Below are 19276 nucleotides of genomic sequence, written 5' to 3'. Positions count from 1 at the left end.
ACACTGGTCCCATGACGGCACAGCGGACACCGGCCTCCCCACCGACGACCGGCTCCTCCTCCCGGCCGACCGAGTTGGCCGGTTTCCTGCGGACCCGGCGCGCGCGGCTCACCCCCGAGTGCGTCGGGCTGCCGAGGACCCCGGGCCGACGCCTCGCGGGGCTGCGCCGCTCCGAGGTGGCGGCGCTCGCCGGGATCAGTCCGGAGTACTACACGCGGCTCGAACAGGGCAGGCAGCGCCACCCCTCACCGGAGGTGCTCGACGCACTGGCCACCGCCCTGCGCCTGGACGCGGACGGCCGCGGCCATCTGCACCGGATCACGGCCAGGCCCGCGCCCTCGGCACCGCCCGGCCCGCCCGAGGCACCACGAACCGCGCTCGATCTGCTGCGGGCCCTGCCGGTGTGGCCCGCCTACCTGGTCAGTCCGATGCGTTCCGTGCTCGCCTGGAACGACGCGGCGGCCTGGCTCCTGACGGACTTCGGCGCGCTCCCGCCGCACCGCCGCAACCTCGCGTGGTTCGCCCTCTGCGACCCGAGGGCCCGGGAGCTGTACGCGGACTGGGAGGCGGTGGCGCGCGGCAACGTCCACCGCCTCCGCAACGCCCTCGCGGGGCGCGCGGGCGAGGAGCCACTCCTGGCCGAACTGGCCGCGCACGGCGGCCGGTTGTTCACCGACGCCTGGAACGAACACGAGGTGCGGGGCCCGAACACCGGCCACAAGCGGCTGAACCATCCGGAGGCGGGCCCGCTGACCCTCGCGTACACCGGCTATCTGCTGCCGGGACCCCAGCGGCTCGAACTGGTGGTGATGACCGCCCCGGAGGACAGTCCCGAACACGCCGTCCTGCACCGGCACTTCGGCGCCTAGCGCCCCTCCTTGCCCTTGCCCTCGTCCCGCGCGCACGTGTAGTCCTCGCGCGGCAACTCACCCGTCAGGAGGTAGTCGTTGACGGCCTTGTCGGCGCAGGCGTTGGCGCAGCCCGTGTACACCGCGTGCGTGCGCACGGGGACCGTCACCAGCTTGGAGCCGCGCATCGCCTTGTGCATGCCGAGGCCCTGTTCGTAGGTGGTGCGGGTGTCGCCGGTGGCCTGGATCTGGAGCACCGGGCGATCGTTGTCGATCTTGGTGGGCGGTTCGCTCGGCTTCTGCTTCCACCAGCCGCACGGCATCGGCGCGTTGTGGAAGGGACCGAAGACCGGCTGCTTCGCCCTGGCCTTCTCGATGGCCTTGCGGTACCACTCGGCGTCACCCGGCGCGGTGGTGTCCGCGCACAGGATGGCGAGGGTGTTCGCGTAGTCCCTGCCGGTGCCCGTCTGGTCGGGTCCGGTGCGGAACATCGCGCCGAGGAGCCCGGCGAGCCGCTCCGAAGGCTCGACCGCCTTGCCCGCCTCCGCGTCCAGGAACAGCCGCACCGTACGCGCGTACTCGGCGTTGTCGACGTCGTCCGTGCCGAGGAAGTAGAGGACGAACGGCAGCGTCTCCTGGTCGAGCCGGTCGCCGCCGATCTCGATCGGCCGCTGCGCGGACCGCCGCACCAGGCCCTCGACGGTGGCCCGCACGGCGGCGGGCGTCTTGCCCAGGCGGTACGTCGCGTCGCGCGGCGCCGCCCAGCGGGCCACGTCGTCCAGGGCCTTCTCGTTGGCCGGGCCCATGGCCTGGAACATCTTCAGGCCGTAGTCGCGGGGGTTCATGGCGCTGTCCAGGACGATCCTGTCCAGCCGGCCGGGGAACATCTGCGCGTAGACGGCGCCGAGGTACGTGCCGTAGGACTGGCCGAACCAGGACGTCCTGCGCTCACCGAGCGCGCCGCGCACGACGTCCACGTCACGGGCGATGTTGCGGGTCGAGTAGTGCGCGAGCCGGTCGCCGTACTTCGCCTCGCACTTGCGCGCGTCGTCGGCCGACTTCTTCGCCACCCGGTCGAACGAGGCCCGGTCGAAGCCCGCGCCGCGGAACCAGGAGATGCTGTCGAGCCCGCAGTCGAGCGGCGAACTCTCCCCGAGCCCACGGGTGTCCATGCCGATGACGTCGTACGCGGCGGCCACCTCCGGCGTCATCTTGGCGCGCAACTGGACGGGCATCCCGAGGCCGTGGCCGCCGGGTCCTCCCGGGTTGGTCTGGATGATGCCGCGCCGTTCGCTCTTGGCTCCGGTGGCCTTCAGCCGGGAGATGGTGAGCGAGAGGGTGGGGCCCTTGGGCGCGGCGTAGTCGAGCGGGACGATGACCTTCGCGCAGCGCGTGCCGCTCTCGGCGAGGGCGGGGTCCTTGCACGGGCCCCAGTCCAGACGCTGCCGGTAGAAGCGGTCGAGGCCCTTCGTGGCGGCCTCCCGCGTCACGGTGGTCTCCTGCGTCACGGTGGTCTCTCGTGCCGACGCGGGCTTCTCCGCCCCCGCCGAGGAGCTGTCCTGCGCCGCGCATCCGGCCGCGCCGGCGGCCAGGGCGAGGGTCAGGCCGATCGCGCTCAGGGGCCCGGTGGTCGTCTTCATGTGGTTCCTTCGCTTCTCACGCTTCCGCGGCTCTTCTTGTGGGTCGGTTCGTGGGTCGGTCACCGGGCCGCCTCGTGCTCGGGCCGGTACGCGGTCGCGACCTCGTACGGCTGGTGGTGGCCGGGGGCGGGCGGCGCCCCGGCGGCGTGGTGGCGCCCCGTCCGGCCCGACCTGCGCGGCCACCACAGGCCGCGGCCGAGGAGCGCGGCGAGCGCGGGCACCAGGACGAGGGAGAGCACGAGCGAGGAGAGGATGATCCCGAGTCCGGTGGCGAAGCCGAGTTCCTGGGTGACGGGGCTCGCGGCGAGCGCCGCGAAGGAGCCCGCGAGCACGACGCCCGCCGTGGCGACGGCGGGCGCGGTGTGCCGCACCGCCTCGGCCACCGCGTGCCGCGCGGGCCCCGGCTTCGCCATCTCCTCCCTGATCCGGTCGGTGATCAGGATGTTGTAGTCGGTGCCGAGGGCGACGACGAAGAGGAAGAGGACCAGGGGCAGGGTGAACGAGATGCCGGGCCGGTCGAGGGTGTGCTGGAAGAGCAGCGTGCTCGCCCCGAGGGTGGCGACGAAGCCGAGACCGACGGCGAGCATCAGGACGACGGGGGCCAGCACCGAGCGCAGCAGCAGGAAGAGGATCACGGCGATGAGCAGGGCCGCGACGGGGAACACCAGGCGCAGGTCCTTCTCCACCGCCGTGGAGATGTCGGCGAAGACGGCGGCCGTGCCCGTCACGTACGCCTTGGTGCCCTCGGGCGCGGTGCGCGCCGCGGTGTCCCTGATGGGGCCCGAGACCAGGTCACGCGCGTGCTGCGTATCGGACTTGACGCTCAGGAGCAGATCGACGCGAGCGGCCGTGCGGTCCTTGCTGAGCACCGGCTCGCCGACCTTTCCGACGCCCTCCTCCTTGGCGAGCGCCCGGCTCATGCCGGTCAGCGAACTCGCCTTGAGGTCCCTGCCGTCGGTGCTGCTGACGTACACCGTGTGCGGGTCGGAGACGCCCGCGGGCAGGCTCCGGGCGATCTGTTCGGCCGTTCTGACCGCGGCGGTCTCGGGCAGGCCCTGCTGGTCGTAGCTCATCTTCATGCCGACCGCACCGGCGCCGAGCGCGCCGAGCAGCACCAGGCTCCCGAGGGCGTACCGCACGGGGCGGGCGCTCACCGCGTGCCCCAGGCGTGCGCTGATCCCGCCGGTGCGCTCCTTCTTCCAGGCGCGCGCGGGCCAGAACATGGCGCGGCCGAGCAGGGCGAGCAGCGCGGGCATCAGCGTGAGGCTGGCGACGAGCATCACGAGTACGGAGATCGCGATCGCGGGGCCGAGGACCCTGAACTGTCCGAAGCTCGCGAGGCCCAGGGTCGCGAAGGCGGCCACGATCGTCAGCGCGGCCGAGGTGATCGCGCCGCCCACCCGCCGGGTCGTCTCCACCGCGGCCGTCCGCGCGTCCTGCCCCGGGTGGTTCCGCAGCTGCTCCCTGAACCGGAACATCAGGAAGAGGAAGTAGTCGACGCCGATGCCGAGAAGGACGACACCGATCAGCGAGGGAGTGGACGGGTCGAGGTCGATCCCGAAGAGCTTCGCCGCGCCGACCACGGCGCCGGACGCGACACCACCGATCAGCGCCACCGCGATCAGCGGGACGAGCGCGGCGAGAACACTGCGGAAGACGAGGACGTTCAACAGGACGATGAGGCCCATCGTCAGGCTGCTGACGACTTTGCCCGTGGTCTCCTCGGCGTCCAGATTGTCGACCGTGGAGGCGATGCCGCCGGTGAATCCGACGCGCAGGTCCTCGTGGGCGAATTCCCGCTCCGCGATGTCACGGAACTTCTTGTAGACGTCCTGCACTCCGGGGTCCTGGGGATTTCCGTCCAGCGAGACCGTCAGGAGCCGGAAACTCCTGTCGGGCGCCACGGCTCCCGGCGATACCCGAGGGATCTGGGAATGGTCCTTCATCAGCGGTTCGGGCGCGGGCGCCGCGATCCGCTCCCGGCCGAGACCGGCCGCGGTGCCGGTGATCCGCCGCTCGTCGGCCGCGGTGAGCTTCCCGCCGTCGTCCCTGGCCACGAGCACGGTCAGCGCGTTCGGGTCGGGTGCGGCGCCGAACTCGTCCTCGGCGATGCGCAGCGCGACGGCCGAGTCGTACTGCTGGGGAAGGAAGTCGCCCGACTGGGAATCGGTGACGTCGTACATCATCGCCTTGCCCACAAAACTCAGGCCCGCGCCGAGCACGGTCCATATGACGACCATCATCCATCGATGTCGGGTGGAGAATGAGGTCAGTTTGTGGATCATGATTCCCTTTTCCCTGCGGAGTTCCTGAAGCTCCTAACAGGTCATCACGCGGACCCAGTGGAAAACGTCGGCCGCCGGAAGGGGAAGCGACCGGGACCCCGGTCCGGTACCGGGGCGCGGGCAGTACCCGGGTACTGGGTGAAAGCCCCGACCCCGCGCGGATCCGCGGCGCCGTCGGCCGGGATGTAATGGTGCGGAAAGCGCAGCACTCGGCTAGGAGGCGCCCGAATGGGCCGCGACTATTTCCCCCCGGTACCGCCCGAGGGCAGGACACGGCCCTCTCGGGGGGACGTGGTGCTCGCCGTCGCCGCGACGGCGGTGGAGGTGCTCGCGTACCTCTTCCCCGGCCCCGCGGGCCCGACCATCTCCACCGGGCCCGGCGGCGCGGGATCGCGCGTGACCGTGTTCGGTGTCGTCCTGGTCGCCCTCTTCGTGGTGCCGCTGCTGGTGCGGCGCCTGCACCCCGTACCGGTGCTCGGCGCGGTCCTCGCCCTGCAACTGGCCGTCAACCTGGGCGTCGCCGCCGATCCCGGCACCCCCATGACGCACAGCTACGGCGCCGCCACCGCCATCGCCCTGTACACCGCGGCCAGGTACGCGGGCCCGCGCGCCGTGGCCATCGGCGCCGCCGCGTGCGTGCCCGTGCAGTGGGTGCGGGACGCGCAGGGCGCCGAGCCGTTCGCGATGACGGCCACCCTCGACGCGGTGTTCACCGCCGCCATCGTCGCGCTGGGTCTGGGCGTACGGCAGTGGAAACTGCAGCTGGACATCAACCGCAGGCTCCTGGCCGATCACGCGGTCGCCGAGGAACGGCGCCGCATCGCGCGCGAGCTCCACGACATTGTGGCCCACCACATCACCACCATGTACCTGATGTCGGGCGGCGCCAGAGCCACCCTGGACCGCGCCCCCGAGACGGCGCGTGACGCGCTCCTCACTCTGGAGGAGTCGGGCCGCACGGCGCTGCACGAGATGCGCCAACTCCTCGGCGTGCTGCGCAGCACGGACACGCCCGAGGAGACCCCGTCGGAGCCGCAGCCCGGGGTGGACGGCATCGAACGGCTCGTCGCCGACGCGGGCGCCGCGGGCCTGCCCACCGAACTGCACGTCACCGGGCGGCCGCGACCGCTGCCGATGACGGTCGGCCTCACCCTCTACCGCATCGTCCAGGAGGCGCTGACCAACGCCCGCAAGCACGCGGGGCCCGCCCGCGCCACGGTCCGGCTCGCCTATCTGGAGGGCCGGGTCACCGTCGAGGTGACCGATGACGGCGCCGGTGCCGGTTCCGGTACCGGTTCCGCGAGGGCGCCCGGCGGACTCGGTGGCGGGGCGGCCGCGGGCGGTGGATACGGTCTCCTCGGCATGCGGGAACGCATCGCCCTGCACGACGGCACCCTGCGCGTCGGCAGCCGCGCGGAAGGCGGGTTCGAGGTGGCCGCGAGCGTGCCGCTGCCCGTCGGCACCTACGAGGGTGACGCACACGAGAGCGGCAGGCACGAGGCCGACGCGCACGACAGCGCCACGCACGAGAAGGACGGGACCCGATGACCTCCCCCACTCCCCCACCCGCCCCCGCGGAATCTGCCGCCGACGCGGCGCCCGAGCGGATCACCGTGCTCATCGCGGACGACCAGCCCCTGGTGCGCAGGGGCCTCTCGCTCGTCCTGCTCTCCGATCCCGCCATCGAGGTCGTCGGCGAGGTGGGCGACGGCGAGCAGGCCGTCGCCGCCGCCCACGAGCTCCGCCCGGACGTCGTCCTGATGGACATCCGCATGCCGGTGCTCGACGGCGTCAGGGCCACCGAACGGCTCACCGCCGAGCTGCCCCGGTGCCGGGTCCTCGCGCTCAGCACCTTCGACATGGACGAACACGTGGTCGGCGCCCTGCGGGCGGGCGCCGCCGGGTTCCTGCCCAAGGACGTCTCGCCCGAGGAACTGGTGGCCGCGCTGCGCACCGTCCACCGCGGCGAGGCCGTCGTCGCGCCCCGGCTGCTCACCCGGCTGCTCGCCACGTTCGTCACCCCGCCGCCCACCTCGCGCCCACCGGTCTCCGAACTCTCCGGGCTCACCCCGCGCGAGGTCGAGGTGCTCCGCCTGATCGCCACGGGCCTCGACAACGCCGAGATCGCGCGACAGATGGAGATCGGCGTCCAGACCGTGAAGAACCACGCCACGGGCATCTTCACCAAACTGGGCGTCCGCGACCGCGCGCAGGCGGTGATCGCGGCGTACGAGACGGGGCTCGTGCGGGCGGGCCAGGGAAATCGCGCCCCTTGAGGGGCGCGGGGAACTGCGTGACGAGCCACATCCGCCCCGGACCGAAAGGACGACCTCACCAGCCCCGGCCCAGTGCAGCCCAGCGCTACCGCTGATACCGCGCAAGCACCAGATTCCCGTCATCGACGAGCCGTTTGCGCAGCTCGTCGAGGCCGATCGCCCCGCTGTAGTACTCCTGGAACGCGGGCGTCGCCACCTTGTCCTTCCACTCCGGATACCCCCGCACGCTCTGCGCGGGCGCCGGACGCAGATGCTCGGCGAGAGCCGTGCCCACCGCCCAGTCGTCCTTCTCCGTGCGCAGGGCGGGATCCTTCAGGGCCTCCGCGCCAGTCGGCAGCATCCAGTCGCCGCGCGCCAGCTTCACCATGTTGTCCGGCTGGAGGAAGAAGTCGATGAACGCGGCCGCCTCCTTCTTGTGCGGGCTGTCCTCGGAGACGGACAGGGTCTGCGGGCTGACTCCCTGCGCGAGCCCGTCCGCCCCGGCCGGGGCGGGCAGGACCTGCCAGTCGAAGCCCTTGGGCGCCTGCTGGACGATCTGTTGGCGGTAGGAGAAGCCGAGGGGCACCATCGCGTACTTCCCGCCGAAGAAGCCGGGCAGCGTGTCGGACCCGCCCATGCCGAGGGTCGTGCCCGACGCGCTCCCGTCGCCGTTGACCTGGTCGTGGACGGTCCGCGGCATGATCTGGTCGGCCGCGTCGAAGCGGACGTCGACCTTGCCGTCCGCGCCGCGGTGGAACATCTTCCCGCCGGTCGAGAGCGAGAGGTTCAGCGTCGCGGAGACCGGCTCCTTGAGCGGCCAGGCGACGCCGTACTTCCCGTCCTTGCCGTCGCCGAGCTCCTTGGTGACCGACCTGAACTCCGCCCAGCTCCAGGGCTTCTCGGGCGTGGGGATCCGTACGCCCGACTTCTTCAGCCACGTGGCGTTGGCGATCAGGACGCGCGGCTCCTGGAGGAACGGCACCCCGTAGACCTTGCCCCCGAAGGTCGCCGTCTCCCAGCTGCGCTCGGGAATGTCGGACGTGAGCCGCTCGGGCAGGAGGTCGCCGATGTCCGCGAGGTATCCGCCGTACGCGAAGTCGGCGAGGTCGTCGGATGCGTCATGGATGATGTCCGGCGCCTCGCCGCCCTCGAAGGAGGTGAGGAGCTGGTCGTGGACGCTGTCCCAACTGCCCTGCACGTAGTTGACCTTGACGTCGGGGTGGGTGGCGTTCCACTCGTCGACGAGCGCCTTGTTGGCGTCGACGGACTCCTTCTGCCAGGCCAGGGACTGGAACTGGAGGGTGATCTTCCCGTCGTCGTCACCCGAGTCGCCGCTGCACCCGGTGAGCAGCAGCGCGAGGGCGGCGCCCGCGGCGGTCAGGAGCCTGGGCGTCGGGCGCCTGCGGCGAGAGGTGCGCATCAGGCCTTCACCGCCCCCGCCAGCATGCCGCCCGTGATCCGCTTCTGGATGATCGCGAAGATGACCAGCGAGGGGATGGTCGCGAGGAAGGCGGCGGCGGCGAGCGGCCCGAGGTCCGCGACGCCCTCGGTGCCGATGAAGCGGTTGAGGATGACCGGCAAGGTCTGCTTCTCCGGGGTCTTGAGCAGGACGAGCGCGAAGAAGAACTCGTTCCATGCGGTGATGAACGCGAACATCGCCGTGGCGACGATGCCGGGGGCGAGCAGCGGCGCGACGACCGAGACGAACGTCCGCACCTTGCTGGCGCCGTCCACCGCCGCCGCCTCCTCCAGCTCGGCGGGCACGGCGCGCACGTACCCGACGAGCATCCACAGCGCGAAGGGCAGCGACCACACCACGTAGACCATGATCAGACCGAGCAGCGAGTTGATCAGGTGCAGGTTCTTCAGGATCAGGAAGAGCGGGATGATGATCAGGACGAACGGGAACGCCTGACTGATCACCACCCAGCCCGTCGCCGCCTTCGACACGCGGTTGCGGTGCCTGGCCATGACGTACGCCATGGGGGTCGCGATGACGACCGCGATCAGGGACGCGCTGAGCGCCGCGATCAGTGAGTTGCCCGCGGCCCGCAGGAGCGGCTGCTCGTCGAAGGCCTGCCGGAAGTTGTCGAGGGTGGGGTCCTCGGGGATCCAGGTGGGGTGCAGGCTGCCCAGTTCCCGCGCGGGCTTGAAGGCCGTGGAGATCAGCCAGAGGAACGGGAAGGCGAGGAAGACGAGGTAGGCGGCGAGGGCCGCGTACTGCGCGGCGCGCGTCGACTTCTTCGTACGCGTCATGACTCGTCGCCTCCCTTCAGGCGGCCGACGAGGTAGCAGGCGAGGATCACGGAGATCACCGCGACCATCACGCAGCCCATGGCCGCGGCATAGCCGAACTGGCCGTAGCGGAATGCCTCTTCGTAGGCGAAGAGCATCGGAAGGCGGGTGCGGCCGCCGGGGCCGCCCTGGGTCAGGACGTAGACCAGGGCGAAGGAATTGAAGTTCCAGATGAAGTTGAGCGCGGTGATGGCGAGGGCGATCGGCTTGATCGCGGGCCAGGTGACGGTGGTGAAGCGGCGCCAGGCGCCCGCGCCGTCCATCGCGGCGGCCTCGTGCAGCTCCCGCGGGGTGTTCTGGAGCCCGGCGAGCAGCGCCACGGTCGTCTGCGGCATACCGGCCCAGACGCCGACGACGATCACGGCGAAGAGGGCGGTGGCCGTCCCCGTCAGCCAGTCCTTGCCCTCCCCCAGACCCAGGTGGGAGAGCGTCTCGTTGAGCACGCCCGCGTCCGGGTGGTAGACGAGCCGCCACATGATGCCGACCACCACCTCGGGCATCGCCCAGGGGATGATCGCGAGCGCGCGGGCCAGCCAGCGCATCCGCAGCGGCTGGTTGAGCAGCAGGGCGAGGCCGAGCGCCAGGAAGAACTGCGGCACGGTGACGCCGAACGCCCAGAGCAGGCCGATCCTGAACGAGTCCCAGAACAGCGTGTCGTGCAGCAGGTCCTGGAAGTTGAGCGCGCCGACCCACTGGGTGGGCTGGGTGCGGCCCGACTGGGAGTCGGTGAAGGCCAGCGCGATGCCGTAGAGCAGCGGGCCCACGCTCAGGACCAGGATCGGGATCAGCGCGGGCAGCACGAGGAACCACGCGCCGTGGTCCGTGGGTCTCTGCCCCGGCACGCCTCTCGCTGACCGCTTCGTCGCGGTCGCCAATGTCACGGAATCGGCTCCTTCGGGCGGCTCGTGCGGGTCTGGCCGCCCTGGCGGCCCCCGTCATCGTGCTGATGTGATCTTGATACGTCAAGCAGCTGCGCGGCCCGCACACACCTGTTGGCCTGTGCGAATGCGAGACTGTCGGGCGAACGGGACAACTGGCGGGGCAACGGGTGCGGGAGGCGGGCCATGGACGAGGCGCGGGCGCGGGAGGTACTGGACGCGGCGGGGCTCCCCGGCCCGGTGGCCGGGGCGAAGTTGCTCGCCCTCGGCGAGAACGCGGTGTTCGCCCTCGACGACCTGGTCGTCAAGGTCGGCCGTGCGGCGCCCGAACTGCTCGACCGGGCGCGGCGCGAGCTGGCCGTCGCCGACTGGCTGGAGCGGGCGGACGTCCCCGCGGTGCGGGCCGCCGAGTCCTCCCCTCTGCTGGTGGACGGGCATCCGGTGACGCTCTGGCACCGGCTCCCCGAAGCCGCGCGTCCCGCCGAGCCGCGCGATCTCGCCCTGCTCCTGCGCCAGGTGCACGCGCTGGAATCCCCCTCCTTCGCCCTGCCGCGCCGCGAGCTGCTCGGCGGTGTCGAGCGCTGGCTGCGGCTCGCGGGCGACGCGATCGATCCGGGTGACGCGGACTATCTGCGGGAGCGCAGGGACGGATTCGCTGCGGCGGCCGCCGCGTTGACTCCCCGGCTCGCGCCGGGCCCCCTCCACGGCGACGCGCTGCCGCGCAACGTCCTGGTCGGTCCCGAAGGCCCCGCCCTGGTGGACCTGGAGACGTTCTCCTCGGACCTGCGGGAGCACGACCTGGTCGTCATGGCACTCTCCCGTGACCGCTACGGGCTCTCGCCGGAGGCGTATGACGGGTTCGTGTCGGAGTACGGGTGGGATGTGCGGGAGTGGGAGGGCTGTGCGGTACTGCGCGGCGCCCGGGAAACAGCCAGCTGCGCGTGGGTCGCCCAGCACGCCCCCTCGAACCCGAAGGCACTCACCGAGTTCCGGCGCCGAGTGGCCTCTTTGCGAGACGGCGACGTGACGGTGCGTTGGTACCCGTTCTGAACGCCTGACGCACTGCCCCTCCGCGCCGTGGGCTGTGCCCACCCGTGCCGCCCAGCGGCACGATTGCCCACAGCAGTAGCGCCCCGTCAGGGGCGCGGGGAACTGCGCGACAAGCCCCCTGTGGCCCGCAGGCACAGGAACCGACCGGCACCGCGGGGCGCCCTAGCCCTCCGCACGGAAAGGCCACACCCCGTCCACGACCGCGTCGGCGTCCCCCTTCTTGCGGAGGAAGTTCTGGAAGTCCGCCGCCCACTCCGCATACCACGCGACCTGGCGGCGGTGGAGTTCCGCCGGGCCGATGCCCGCGACCTTGGGGTGGCGGTCGGCTATCGCCCCGGCGAGGCGCGCCGCGGCCTGCGCGTCCGCCGATGCGTTGTGGGCGGCTTCGAGCACCACCCCGTACTCCCTGCAGACCGCCTCCAGATTCCGCTTGCCCCTGCGGTAGCGGTCGACGGAGCGGTCGATCGTGTACGGATCGATGACGGGCCCCGGCTCGACGCCGCCGAGCCGGTCGCGCAGGGACGGCAGACCGTACCGCCGGAGCTCCGCGGAGAGCAGGCTCAGGTCGAAGACCGCGTTGTACGCGACGACCGGGACGCCGGACTGCCAGTAGGAGGTGAGGACGTCCGCGAGCGCGTCCGCCACCTCGGCGGCGGGTCGGCCCTCGGCCGCCGCGCGCTCGTTCGTGATGCCGTGCACCGCGACGGCGTCCGCCGGGATCGGGACCCCCGGATCCGCGAGCCACTCGCGGCGGCCCAGCGTCTCGCCGGCCTTGACCTCGATCACCGCGCCCGTGACGATGCGCGCCTCACCCGGATCCGTCCCCGTCGTCTCCAGGTCGAAACCGATCAGCAGCTCCCGGTGCCAGCCCATGGCCGCCCCCTTCTTCGTGGTGCTTTCCCCCAGTGACCACCACGATCCCACGGGCCACTGACAATCCGGGGTCCGCCCTCACGACACCGGGCGCGAGTCCGCCCAGGCCAGCTCGAACTCCTCGCGGTAGGTCGTGAAGAGCCCGCCGTCGCCGGGTTCGCCGGGCTTCACCACCCGGCCGCCGCCGCGCAGCACGAGCACCGGCGCCTCCATCCCGCGGGTCCTGCGCAGATACGACTGGACGACGGCGATGCCGTCCGCGCCGTCGCCGTCGACCAGGTACGCCGTGAACCGCGGCGTCTCGTCGAAGACCTGGATCTCGAAGGCGCCGGGGTCGCGCAGGGCGGCCCGCACCCGGCGCGAATGCAGAATGTTCATCTCGACCGAACGGCTCAACTCCCCCTTCTTCAGCCCCAGTTCACGCTCGCGGCGCTTGACGGCGCTGCTCGCGGGGTTCAGGAAGAGCAGCCGCACCCGGCAGCCGGACTCGGCAAGCCTGACCAGGCGGCGCCCGGAGAAGTTCTGCACGAGGAGGTTGAGGCCGATGCCGATCGCGTCGAGGCGGCGCGCGCCGCCGAAGATGTCCTCGGCGGGGAACTGCCGCAGCAGCCGCACCCGGTCCGAGTGCACGGCCACCACGTCCGCGTAGCGGTCACCGACCAGGTCCTCGACGGCGTCGACGGGCAGGCGCCGCGCGGAGGGCGTGTCGGTGCCCGCGCCGAGTATGTCCAGGAGCTTGGCCGAAGCGCGCTCGGCCTGGGCGAGGACCGTCTCGGACAGGGCACGGTTGCGGGAGACGACGTTCCTGGTGACTTCCAGTTCGTCCAGGGCCAGTTCGACGTCGCGCCGGTCGTCGAAGTACGGCTCGAAGCAGGGCCAGTGCTGCACCATCAGCTCGCGCAGCTGGGGCAGGGTGAGGAAGCTGAGGACGTTGTCGTCGGCCGGGTCGAGCAGATAGCCCTTGCGGCGGCTCACCTCGCGTACGGCGACGGCCCGCTGCACCCACTCCTGGCCCGCCGGGCCCGCCGCGGCCACCACCCAGTCGTCCGCGTGGACGGGTTCGTAGACGGGACGCAGAACAGCGGCCACGACCGCGCGCAGCCGCTGCTCCACCAGGTTCAGCCAGATGTAGGCACGACCGGCCCGCTGGGCGCGGGTACGGACCTCGCGCCAGGCGTCCGTGCCCCAGTCCAGTTCCGGTCCGATCTGGGATCCCGTCTCCATCGGCCGCGCCAAGGACACCGCTCCGGCGGGAACGTCCGCGGAGCCCCCCTCGTGACCCTCGTCACCAGGGGGCAGCTCCCGCCCACCCGAGCTCACCCGCGCACCGCCTTCCGCTCCCCCGAGCACTCCCCCAGTCAACGATCAAGGAAGGGTACTCCGGGAGCGGCGGGCGGTGCAGCCCGATGGGCAGGGTGGTTTCTCAACCGCCCAGCGGGGGCTGGCCGTTCTGGTTCGCCAGATCCTGCGGAGTGAGCGGGCTCATAGCGGTGACATCGCGTGCGGCCAGCGAGAAGCCCTGCCAGTGGACCGGCATCGGCTGCTGGTCCTCGTCACGCGCGATGTGGTGGAAGCCGATGTGGACCCAGGTGACGGGGTGGGTGAGGGTCTGTCCGTTCACCCACTTGTCGACGCTCGTCGGCACGCCGTTGGCGCACCCGGGGTTCTGGCTCGCGTACTGCTCGCACTTCTTGTACTCGGTGAAGTACACGTCGTGCTTGGTGTAGGGCCGCCCCGCGTGCTTGTTGCTGGGGCCCGGCACGATCTCGTACGAGCGCGGGTGGCCGTCCTTGTTCTTGCCCGCCCCGCTGACCACGCGCCACCAGCGCATGTCCTTGCGGTCGCCCGCGAGTTCCTTGGTGACCTTGGTGCGGGTGGTCTTGGTGGTGGGGCTGCCCTGCCCGGTGGGCGGGGTGACCTTGGAGTCGTACTGCTCGACCTTGGCCTTCGGGGAGCCGTCGAGGCCGAAGTTGAGCCGCCAGAAGACGTTGTGCGCGTGGCTCTCGGCCTTGGCCTGGTCGCCCTTGCCGATGGGCCAGCCGCGGTCGTCGCCGCCGTCGTAGTCGTACGGCGAGAGGCTGCCGGTCGCGCCGACCTGGGAGGTGATGGTGCCGTCCGAGGAGAAGCGCCACTCGGTGATGTACTCGTACCAGGAGGCCTTGTTGACGGTGTAGACCAGCAGGTCCTTGCCCTGGCCGGTGTAGACCTTGCCGGTGCCGCCGGTGCTCTGGTCGTCGTTGAGGCGGTACGCGTGCCCACGCGCGCGCGTGGTGGCGCACAGGCCCTTCACGTTGCCCCGCTGCGGGACCTTCACGGTCTTGATGGTGCCGCCGGGACACTCCCCGGGGTTGAGGTTCTGCAGGGCCTGGCCGAAGTCGGTGCCGGTGACGTCGTCGTACTCTGCCTGGCCGTCGTCGTAGGGCACGTGGACCTGCGCCAGGCGGGCGCTGGTCAGGACGGGTATGGGCTTGGGCTCGCCCTTGGGCTGGTAGCTGATCTTGTCGAGGATCAGACCGGACAGCGTGTTGTAGTGCCAGCACATGCGCCAGGTCGTGCCGCCGTCGACGGTCTGCTCGATCTTGTAGGCGTCACTGCAGTCGGCGGCGGCCGCGGGGGCGCTCGGCGGGGCCTGCGGGGCGGCCGACGCGGGCGAGGCCACCGTGGCGGCGCCGCCGATCAGCGCGGCGACCGCGAGGGCCATGGTGGCCTTCTTGCGGGCGCGCGAAAGTCTGTTGACGTGCATTGCGGTGTGAACTCCCTCGTACGAGGAGAAGCAGAAGGGTGGAGTCGTGCGCGGTGGCCGCGATCAGCCGAGGCGTCCCACGGAGCGGCTGCTCAGGTCGACGACGAGGGCCCTGGTGTCGATCCACGGGCCGTTCTTGACCTTGGTGACGACCTGGAGGCAGCGGTGCTTGCCGCACTCGGTGAGGTCGGACGGCACGCTCTTGATGGTCTCCTTGCGGAAGACCATGCCGCTCAGCTGGAGCTGGCCGGGACCGGTCAGCGTCTTGCCGGTGGCGTGCTTGAAGTCCTGCTTCAGGCCCTTGCCGAGGGGATCGGCGATCAGCAGCCTGGCGCCCTCGGCGAGCTCTTCCTGGCTGGGTGGCGGCTGGACGTTGCGCGTGGTGTTCGCGCTCTCCACCTTGCCGGTCTCCACGTTGACCGTCTTGGTGATGACCGCGTCCTGCTTGTAGTCGTAGTAGACGACCTCTGCCCTGCGCGGCGCGGCGGCGCCCGAGTCGGAGGGCTCCGGCTCGCTCAGGTTCGTCGAGAGGAGCTGCGGGCCGCGGTCGCCCTCGACGTCCCTCGCGCTGGAGCGCATCTGCCCCGAGACGGACGCCTTCTCCGCGCGCTCGATCTCGGCGTCGGTCAGCGGATCGCTGCCGATGCCCTTCTCGCCCTCCTTGGGTGCGGCCTGGACGACGCCGTCCTTGGCGATCGCGTCCTGCTTCGCGGCCGCGGCGTTGGTCTGACGGTCCCCCGACCCGTCCGACCCCGGCAGTGTGACGCCGACCAGCACGGCGGTGGCGGCAACCGCGACCGCGGAGCCCGCCACCACCTTCCCCAGGTGGCGTCTGACTAGCTCTCGCACTTACTCCCCTTTTCCCCCACGAGCCCCCACACGGGGCATACCGAGTATGTGGTCAGACCGTTAGACGGGTTCAACTCCTGGGTGGTTGCCCCACTTTCGGGCACACTCTGGCCGAAGTGGCCCCAACCGGAGGGCGCGTTAGTGGAAGAGTCTTCTTCATGCAGGTCTGGCCTGGGCAGGCGTACCCGTTAGGTGCCACATACGACGGAGCCGGTACAAACTTCGCGGTCTTCTCCGAGGCCGCAGAGCGCGTCGAGCTGTGCCTTCTGCACGACGACGGCTCGGAGACAGCCATCGAGCTGCGCGAGTCCGACGCCTTCGTGCGGCACGCGTACCTCCCCGGCATCATGCCGGGACAGCGGTACGGCTTCCGCGTGCACGGCCCCTACGCACCCGAGCAGGGGCACCGCTGCAACTCGGCGAAGCTGCTGCTCGATCCGTACGCGCGCGCCGTCAGCGGGCGCGTCGAGTGGGGCGAGGAGGTGTACGGCTATCACTTCGAGGACCCCGAGGAGCGCAACGACCTGGACTCGGCGCCGCACATGATGACGTCGGTCGTGGTCAATCCGTACTTCGACTGGGGCGACGACCGGCCGCCGCGCACTCCGTACCACCAAACCGTGATCTACGAGGCCCATGTGAAGGGCCTGACGATGCTCCATCCGGACCTGCCTGACGAGCTGCGCGGTTCGTACGCGGCCCTCGGGCATCCGGCGATCATCGAGCACCTCACCGAGCTGGGCGTCACGGCTCTGGAGCTGATGCCGGTCCACCAGTTCGTGAACGACCACCGCCTGGTGGACATGGGCCTCAACAACTACTGGGGCTACAACACCATCGGCTTCTTCGCCCCGCACAACGCGTACGCCTCCTGGGGCGACAGGGGCGAGCAGGTCCTGGAGTTCAAGCAGGCCGTCAAGGCGCTGCACGAGGCGGACATCGAGGTGATCCTCGACGTCGTCTACAACCACACGGCCGAGGGCAACCACCTGGGCCCCACGCTCTCCTTCAAGGGCCTGGACAACGCGTCGTACTACCGCCTCACCGACGACCCGCGCTACTACATGGACACCACGGGGACGGGCAACTCGCTCCTGATGCGGTCGCCGCACGTGCTCCAGATGATCATGGATTCGCTGCGGCACTGGGTCACGGACATGCATGTCGACGGGTTCCGCTTCGACCTCGCGGCCACGCTGGCGCGGCAGTTCCACGAGGTGGACCGGCTCTCGTCCTTCTTCGACCTGGTGCAGCAGGACCCGGTGGTGAGCCAGGTGAAGCTGATCGCCGAGCCCTGGGACGTCGGCGAGGGCGGCTATCAAGTGGGCAACTTCCCCGCGCTGTGGACCGAGTGGAACGGCATGTACCGCGACACGGTCCGCGACCTGTGGCGTGGCGAGCAGCGCACGCTCGCGGAGTTCGCCTCCCGGCTGACCGGCTCGTCCGACCTCTACCAGGACGACGGACGGCGTCCGCTCGCCTCGATCAACTTCACCACCTGCCACGACGGGTTCACGCTGCACGACCTCGTCTCCTACAACGACAAGCACAACGAGGCCAACGGCGAGGACAACCAGGACGGTGAGAGCCACAACCGGTCCTGGAACTGCGGCGCCGAGGGCGAGACGGACGATCCCGGGGTGCTCGCGCTGCGGGCGCGGCAGATGCGGAACTTCATCGCCACGCTGATGCTCTCCCAGGGCGTGCCGATGCTCAGCCACGGCGACGAGTTCGCGCGCACCCAGGGCGGCAACAACAACGCCTACTGCCAGGACAACGAGGTGGCGTGGGTGCGCTGGCCGGAGGGCGAGAGCTCGATGCTCGCCTTCACGCGCGCGATGGCCATGCTCCGGCGGGACCATCCGGTCTTCCGCAGGCGCCGGTTCTTCCACGGCAGGCCCGTACAGGGCACCCACGACGAGCTCTCGGACATCGCCTGGTTCACGCCGGAGGGCGACGAGATGACGGAGGACGACTGGGGCGCCTCGCAGGCACGGGCGCTGAGCGTCTTCCTGAACGGCAACGCGATCTCGGAGCCGGGGCCGCGCAACGAGCGGATCACCGACGATTCGTTCCTGCTGATGTTCAACGCGTCACCGGAGCCCCTGGAGTTCGTGGTGCCGGTCAACCACGGCCGTCAGTGGCAGGTCGTGGTGGACACGGCGCGGGAGGACGGGGTGCCGCCCGACACGGGCCGGAAGGTGCGGGCGGGCGACCGGATCACGCTGGCCGACCGGTGCCTCACGGTGCTCCAGCGTCCGGCGTGAGGGCCGCGGCCCCGAGCGGTTCCGCGGGCGTCTCCTGGGGTGGCCCAGGAGACGCCTCGTGGCGTGCGACCAGGGCGATGCCGAAGGCGACGGCCGCGGCCGCGCTCCCCAAGGCGAACGCCGCCCCCGCGCCGTGGGATTCCGCGATCCTGCCCGCCACCGCGAGGGTGACCGCCTGACCGCCGACGAAGGCGCTCGCCGCGAACGTCATGCCCTCGGCGAGGCGCTGCGGGGGCACGGCACGCTCGGTGAGCGCGAAGCCGGTGATGAGGTTCGGGGCATAGATCGCGCCGAAGAAGGTGACCACTACGTAGAGGCCCATCAGGCTGTCCGTCCACACCAGGGGCAGCGAGAGGAGCGCGGCGGCCGCCGTCGCCACGCGCCAGCGCGCGAGCAGCCCGAAGCGCTCGGGCAGCGCCGCCATCGAGAGACCCACGACGGCGCTCATGACCCCCATCGCGGCGTAGACGAGCCCGGCCTGCCCCGGCTGCCCCAACTCCTGGGTGAGCGCGGTGATCCCCGCCCCGCAGGCGCCGAGCAGCACGCCGAGGAAGACCAGACCGATCCGTACGACGTACACCGAGCGCGGCAGGCGCGGGCGCGGCCCCCGCGCGCGTGCCGGTCCCCCGGCGGCGGTCCTCGCGGTACGCCCCGTGGGGTGCAGCGCGAACGCCGTCCCGCAGAGGGCGACCAGAAGCGCGGCCGCCCCGAAGGCGTACGCCGGGTGGCCCGCCACCGACGCGAGGCCCACCAGGGCGGGGCCGAGCACGAAGGACAGCTCGTCCATCGTGCTCTCCAGGGACAGCACGGTGCCCGCGATCCTGTCGTCGCCGCCCTTGGCGCGGACCAGGGGCACGACGCGGGCCCTGGCGAGGGGGCCGATCCCCGGGATCGTCGCGCCCGCGAGGACACCCAGGGCCACGAGCGCCGGAGTCGGCAGGTCCGCCAGGGCGCCCAGGGTGTACGCCGCGATGGCCACGGCGTTGCCGAGCGAGCAGACGAGGACGACGCGGCGCTGCCCGTGCCGGTCCGCGAGGCGTCCGACGAACGGGCCCGCGCCCACCTGGCCGAGGGCGAGCGCACAGGCGACGATGCCGCCGGTGGCCAGCGATCCGCTGGTCTCGGTCACCAGGAGCACGCTGCCGAACTGGATCATGGCCACGGGGAGCCTGCCGAGGAACGACACCACCGGGAGCAGCGCCCCGGTCATCCCGATCACCTTGCGATACGCGTCCAGCGTGCTCCGAGCCATCGTCCGACGCTAACGACGCCGTAGGACAGACACGCATGGGC

General features: G+C 71.3%; 15 protein-coding genes. 5 read left to right on the top strand and 10 right to left on the bottom strand.

All coding sequences use genetic code 11. From position 1 onward, the window contains the following. Positions 1-11 precede the first annotated feature (11 nt). Positions 12-869 carry a helix-turn-helix domain-containing protein gene (locus KY5_RS32110; RefSeq protein ID WP_098245491.1) on the top strand — a complete coding sequence of 286 codons (858 nt, stop codon included), beginning with the start codon at positions 12-14 and terminating at the stop codon, positions 867-869. Here KY5_RS32110 and KY5_RS32105 read toward each other — a convergent pair. Together KY5_RS32105 and KY5_RS32100 are read right to left on the bottom strand one after the other, a co-directional pair. Then, entirely contained in the window at positions 866-2488 is a 1623-nt protein-coding gene (locus KY5_RS32105; protein ID WP_098245490.1) for an alpha/beta hydrolase, read from the bottom strand. The genes KY5_RS32110 and KY5_RS32105 overlap by 4 nt on opposite strands. A 59-nt stretch (positions 2489-2547) precedes the next feature. Beyond that, complete coding sequence (locus KY5_RS32100; RefSeq protein ID WP_098245489.1) at positions 2548-4773, bottom strand: MMPL family transporter; 2226 nt, start codon at positions 4771-4773, stop codon at positions 2548-2550. Between the two features lie 228 nt (positions 4774-5001). Between KY5_RS32100 and KY5_RS32095 the strand changes: the two genes are divergently transcribed. Next, complete coding sequence (locus KY5_RS32095) at positions 5002-6321, top strand: sensor histidine kinase (RefSeq protein WP_098245488.1); 1320 nt, start codon at positions 5002-5004, stop codon at positions 6319-6321. Continuing rightward, positions 6318-7049 (top strand): response regulator, encoded by a 732-nt coding sequence (locus KY5_RS32090; protein ID WP_098245487.1) that lies wholly within the window; start codon positions 6318-6320, stop codon positions 7047-7049. The genes KY5_RS32095 and KY5_RS32090 overlap by 4 nt, the downstream gene beginning before the upstream one ends. A gap of 85 nt (positions 7050-7134) precedes the next feature. On the opposite strand, the gene KY5_RS32085 is transcribed toward KY5_RS32090, so the two are convergent. From KY5_RS32085 to KY5_RS32075, 3 genes are read right to left on the bottom strand one after another with little or no spacing between them, the layout of a single operon-like run. After that, entirely contained in the window at positions 7135-8448 is a 1314-nt protein-coding gene (locus tag KY5_RS32085; protein WP_098245486.1) for an ABC transporter substrate-binding protein, read from the bottom strand. Then, entirely contained in the window at positions 8448-9284 is an 837-nt protein-coding gene (locus KY5_RS32080) for a carbohydrate ABC transporter permease (RefSeq protein ID WP_098245485.1), read from the bottom strand. Before KY5_RS32080 ends, KY5_RS32085 begins: the two co-directional genes overlap by 1 nt. After that, positions 9281-10204, bottom strand: a complete 924-nt coding sequence (locus tag KY5_RS32075) for a carbohydrate ABC transporter permease (protein ID WP_098245484.1) — start codon at positions 10202-10204, stop codon at positions 9281-9283. Before KY5_RS32075 ends, KY5_RS32080 begins: the two co-directional genes overlap by 4 nt. Before the next feature lie 183 nt (positions 10205-10387). On the opposite strand from KY5_RS32075, the gene KY5_RS32070 reads away from it, so the two are divergent. Next, positions 10388-11251, top strand: coding sequence for a phosphotransferase enzyme family protein (locus tag KY5_RS32070; protein ID WP_098245483.1), 864 nt, complete (start codon positions 10388-10390; stop codon positions 11249-11251). A 162-nt stretch (positions 11252-11413) separates the two neighbouring features. Here KY5_RS32070 and KY5_RS32065 read toward each other — a convergent pair whose 3' ends face one another. From KY5_RS32065 to KY5_RS32050, 4 genes are all read right to left on the bottom strand, one after another. Next, the gene (locus KY5_RS32065; protein WP_098245482.1) at positions 11414-12124 is read right to left on the bottom strand and encodes a 3'-5' exonuclease; all 711 of its coding nucleotides are present in this window, start codon (positions 12122-12124) and stop codon (positions 11414-11416) included. Between the two features lie 78 nt (positions 12125-12202). After that, positions 12203-13444 (bottom strand): SAV2148 family HEPN domain-containing protein, encoded by a 1242-nt coding sequence (locus KY5_RS32060; protein ID WP_098245481.1) that lies wholly within the window; start codon positions 13442-13444, stop codon positions 12203-12205. A gap of 103 nt (positions 13445-13547) precedes the next feature. Next, positions 13548-14867 (bottom strand): copper amine oxidase, encoded by a 1320-nt coding sequence (locus KY5_RS32055; protein ID WP_098245480.1) that lies wholly within the window; start codon positions 14865-14867, stop codon positions 13548-13550. Positions 14868-14930: 63 nt separating this feature from the next. After that, positions 14931-15716: a Tat pathway signal sequence domain protein gene (locus KY5_RS32050; RefSeq protein WP_199843338.1), complete on the bottom strand. Its 786-nt coding sequence runs from the start codon at positions 15714-15716 to the stop codon at positions 14931-14933. A 158-nt stretch (positions 15717-15874) separates the two neighbouring features. Here KY5_RS32050 and glgX point away from each other — a divergent pair, with 158 nt between their 5' ends. Next, positions 15875-17983: a glycogen debranching protein GlgX gene (gene glgX / locus KY5_RS32045; protein WP_098245478.1), complete on the top strand. Its 2109-nt coding sequence runs from the start codon at positions 15875-15877 to the stop codon at positions 17981-17983. On the opposite strand, the gene KY5_RS32040 is transcribed toward glgX, so the two are convergent. After that, entirely contained in the window at positions 17958-19235 is a 1278-nt protein-coding gene (locus KY5_RS32040; RefSeq protein ID WP_098245477.1) for an MFS transporter, read from the bottom strand. The genes glgX and KY5_RS32040 overlap by 26 nt on opposite strands. Positions 19236-19276: the final 41 nt, after the last annotated feature.

Origin of the sequence: Streptomyces formicae (assembly GCF_002556545.1) — a bacterium.
GTDB classification, from domain to species: Bacteria; Actinomycetota; Actinomycetes; order Streptomycetales; family Streptomycetaceae; genus Streptomyces; species Streptomyces formicae_A.
Note: the sequence above shows the minus strand (reverse complement) of the source record. Positions and strands in the feature narration are given on the sequence as shown.

Coding starts and splice junctions, on each gene's coding strand:
- KY5_RS32040 (WP_098245477.1), bottom strand. CDS start 19,235: ATGGCTCGGAGCACGCTGGACGCGTATCGCAAGGTGATCGGGATGACC.
- KY5_RS32085 (WP_098245486.1), bottom strand. CDS start 8,448: ATGCGCACCTCTCGCCGCAGGCGCCCGACGCCCAGGCTCCTGACCGCC.
- KY5_RS32080 (WP_098245485.1), bottom strand. CDS start 9,284: ATGACGCGTACGAAGAAGTCGACGCGCGCCGCGCAGTACGCGGCCCTC.
- glgX (WP_098245478.1), top strand. CDS start 15,875: ATGCAGGTCTGGCCTGGGCAGGCGTACCCGTTAGGTGCCACATACGAC.
- KY5_RS32110 (WP_098245491.1), top strand. CDS start 12: ATGACGGCACAGCGGACACCGGCCTCCCCACCGACGACCGGCTCCTCC.
- KY5_RS32105 (WP_098245490.1), bottom strand. CDS start 2,488: ATGAAGACGACCACCGGGCCCCTGAGCGCGATCGGCCTGACCCTCGCC.
- KY5_RS32055 (WP_098245480.1), bottom strand. CDS start 14,867: ATGCACGTCAACAGACTTTCGCGCGCCCGCAAGAAGGCCACCATGGCC.
- KY5_RS32090 (WP_098245487.1), top strand. CDS start 6,318: ATGACCTCCCCCACTCCCCCACCCGCCCCCGCGGAATCTGCCGCCGAC.
- KY5_RS32100 (WP_098245489.1), bottom strand. CDS start 4,773: ATGATCCACAAACTGACCTCATTCTCCACCCGACATCGATGGATGATG.
- KY5_RS32095 (WP_098245488.1), top strand. CDS start 5,002: ATGGGCCGCGACTATTTCCCCCCGGTACCGCCCGAGGGCAGGACACGG.
- KY5_RS32070 (WP_098245483.1), top strand. CDS start 10,388: ATGGACGAGGCGCGGGCGCGGGAGGTACTGGACGCGGCGGGGCTCCCC.
- KY5_RS32065 (WP_098245482.1), bottom strand. CDS start 12,124: ATGGGCTGGCACCGGGAGCTGCTGATCGGTTTCGACCTGGAGACGACG.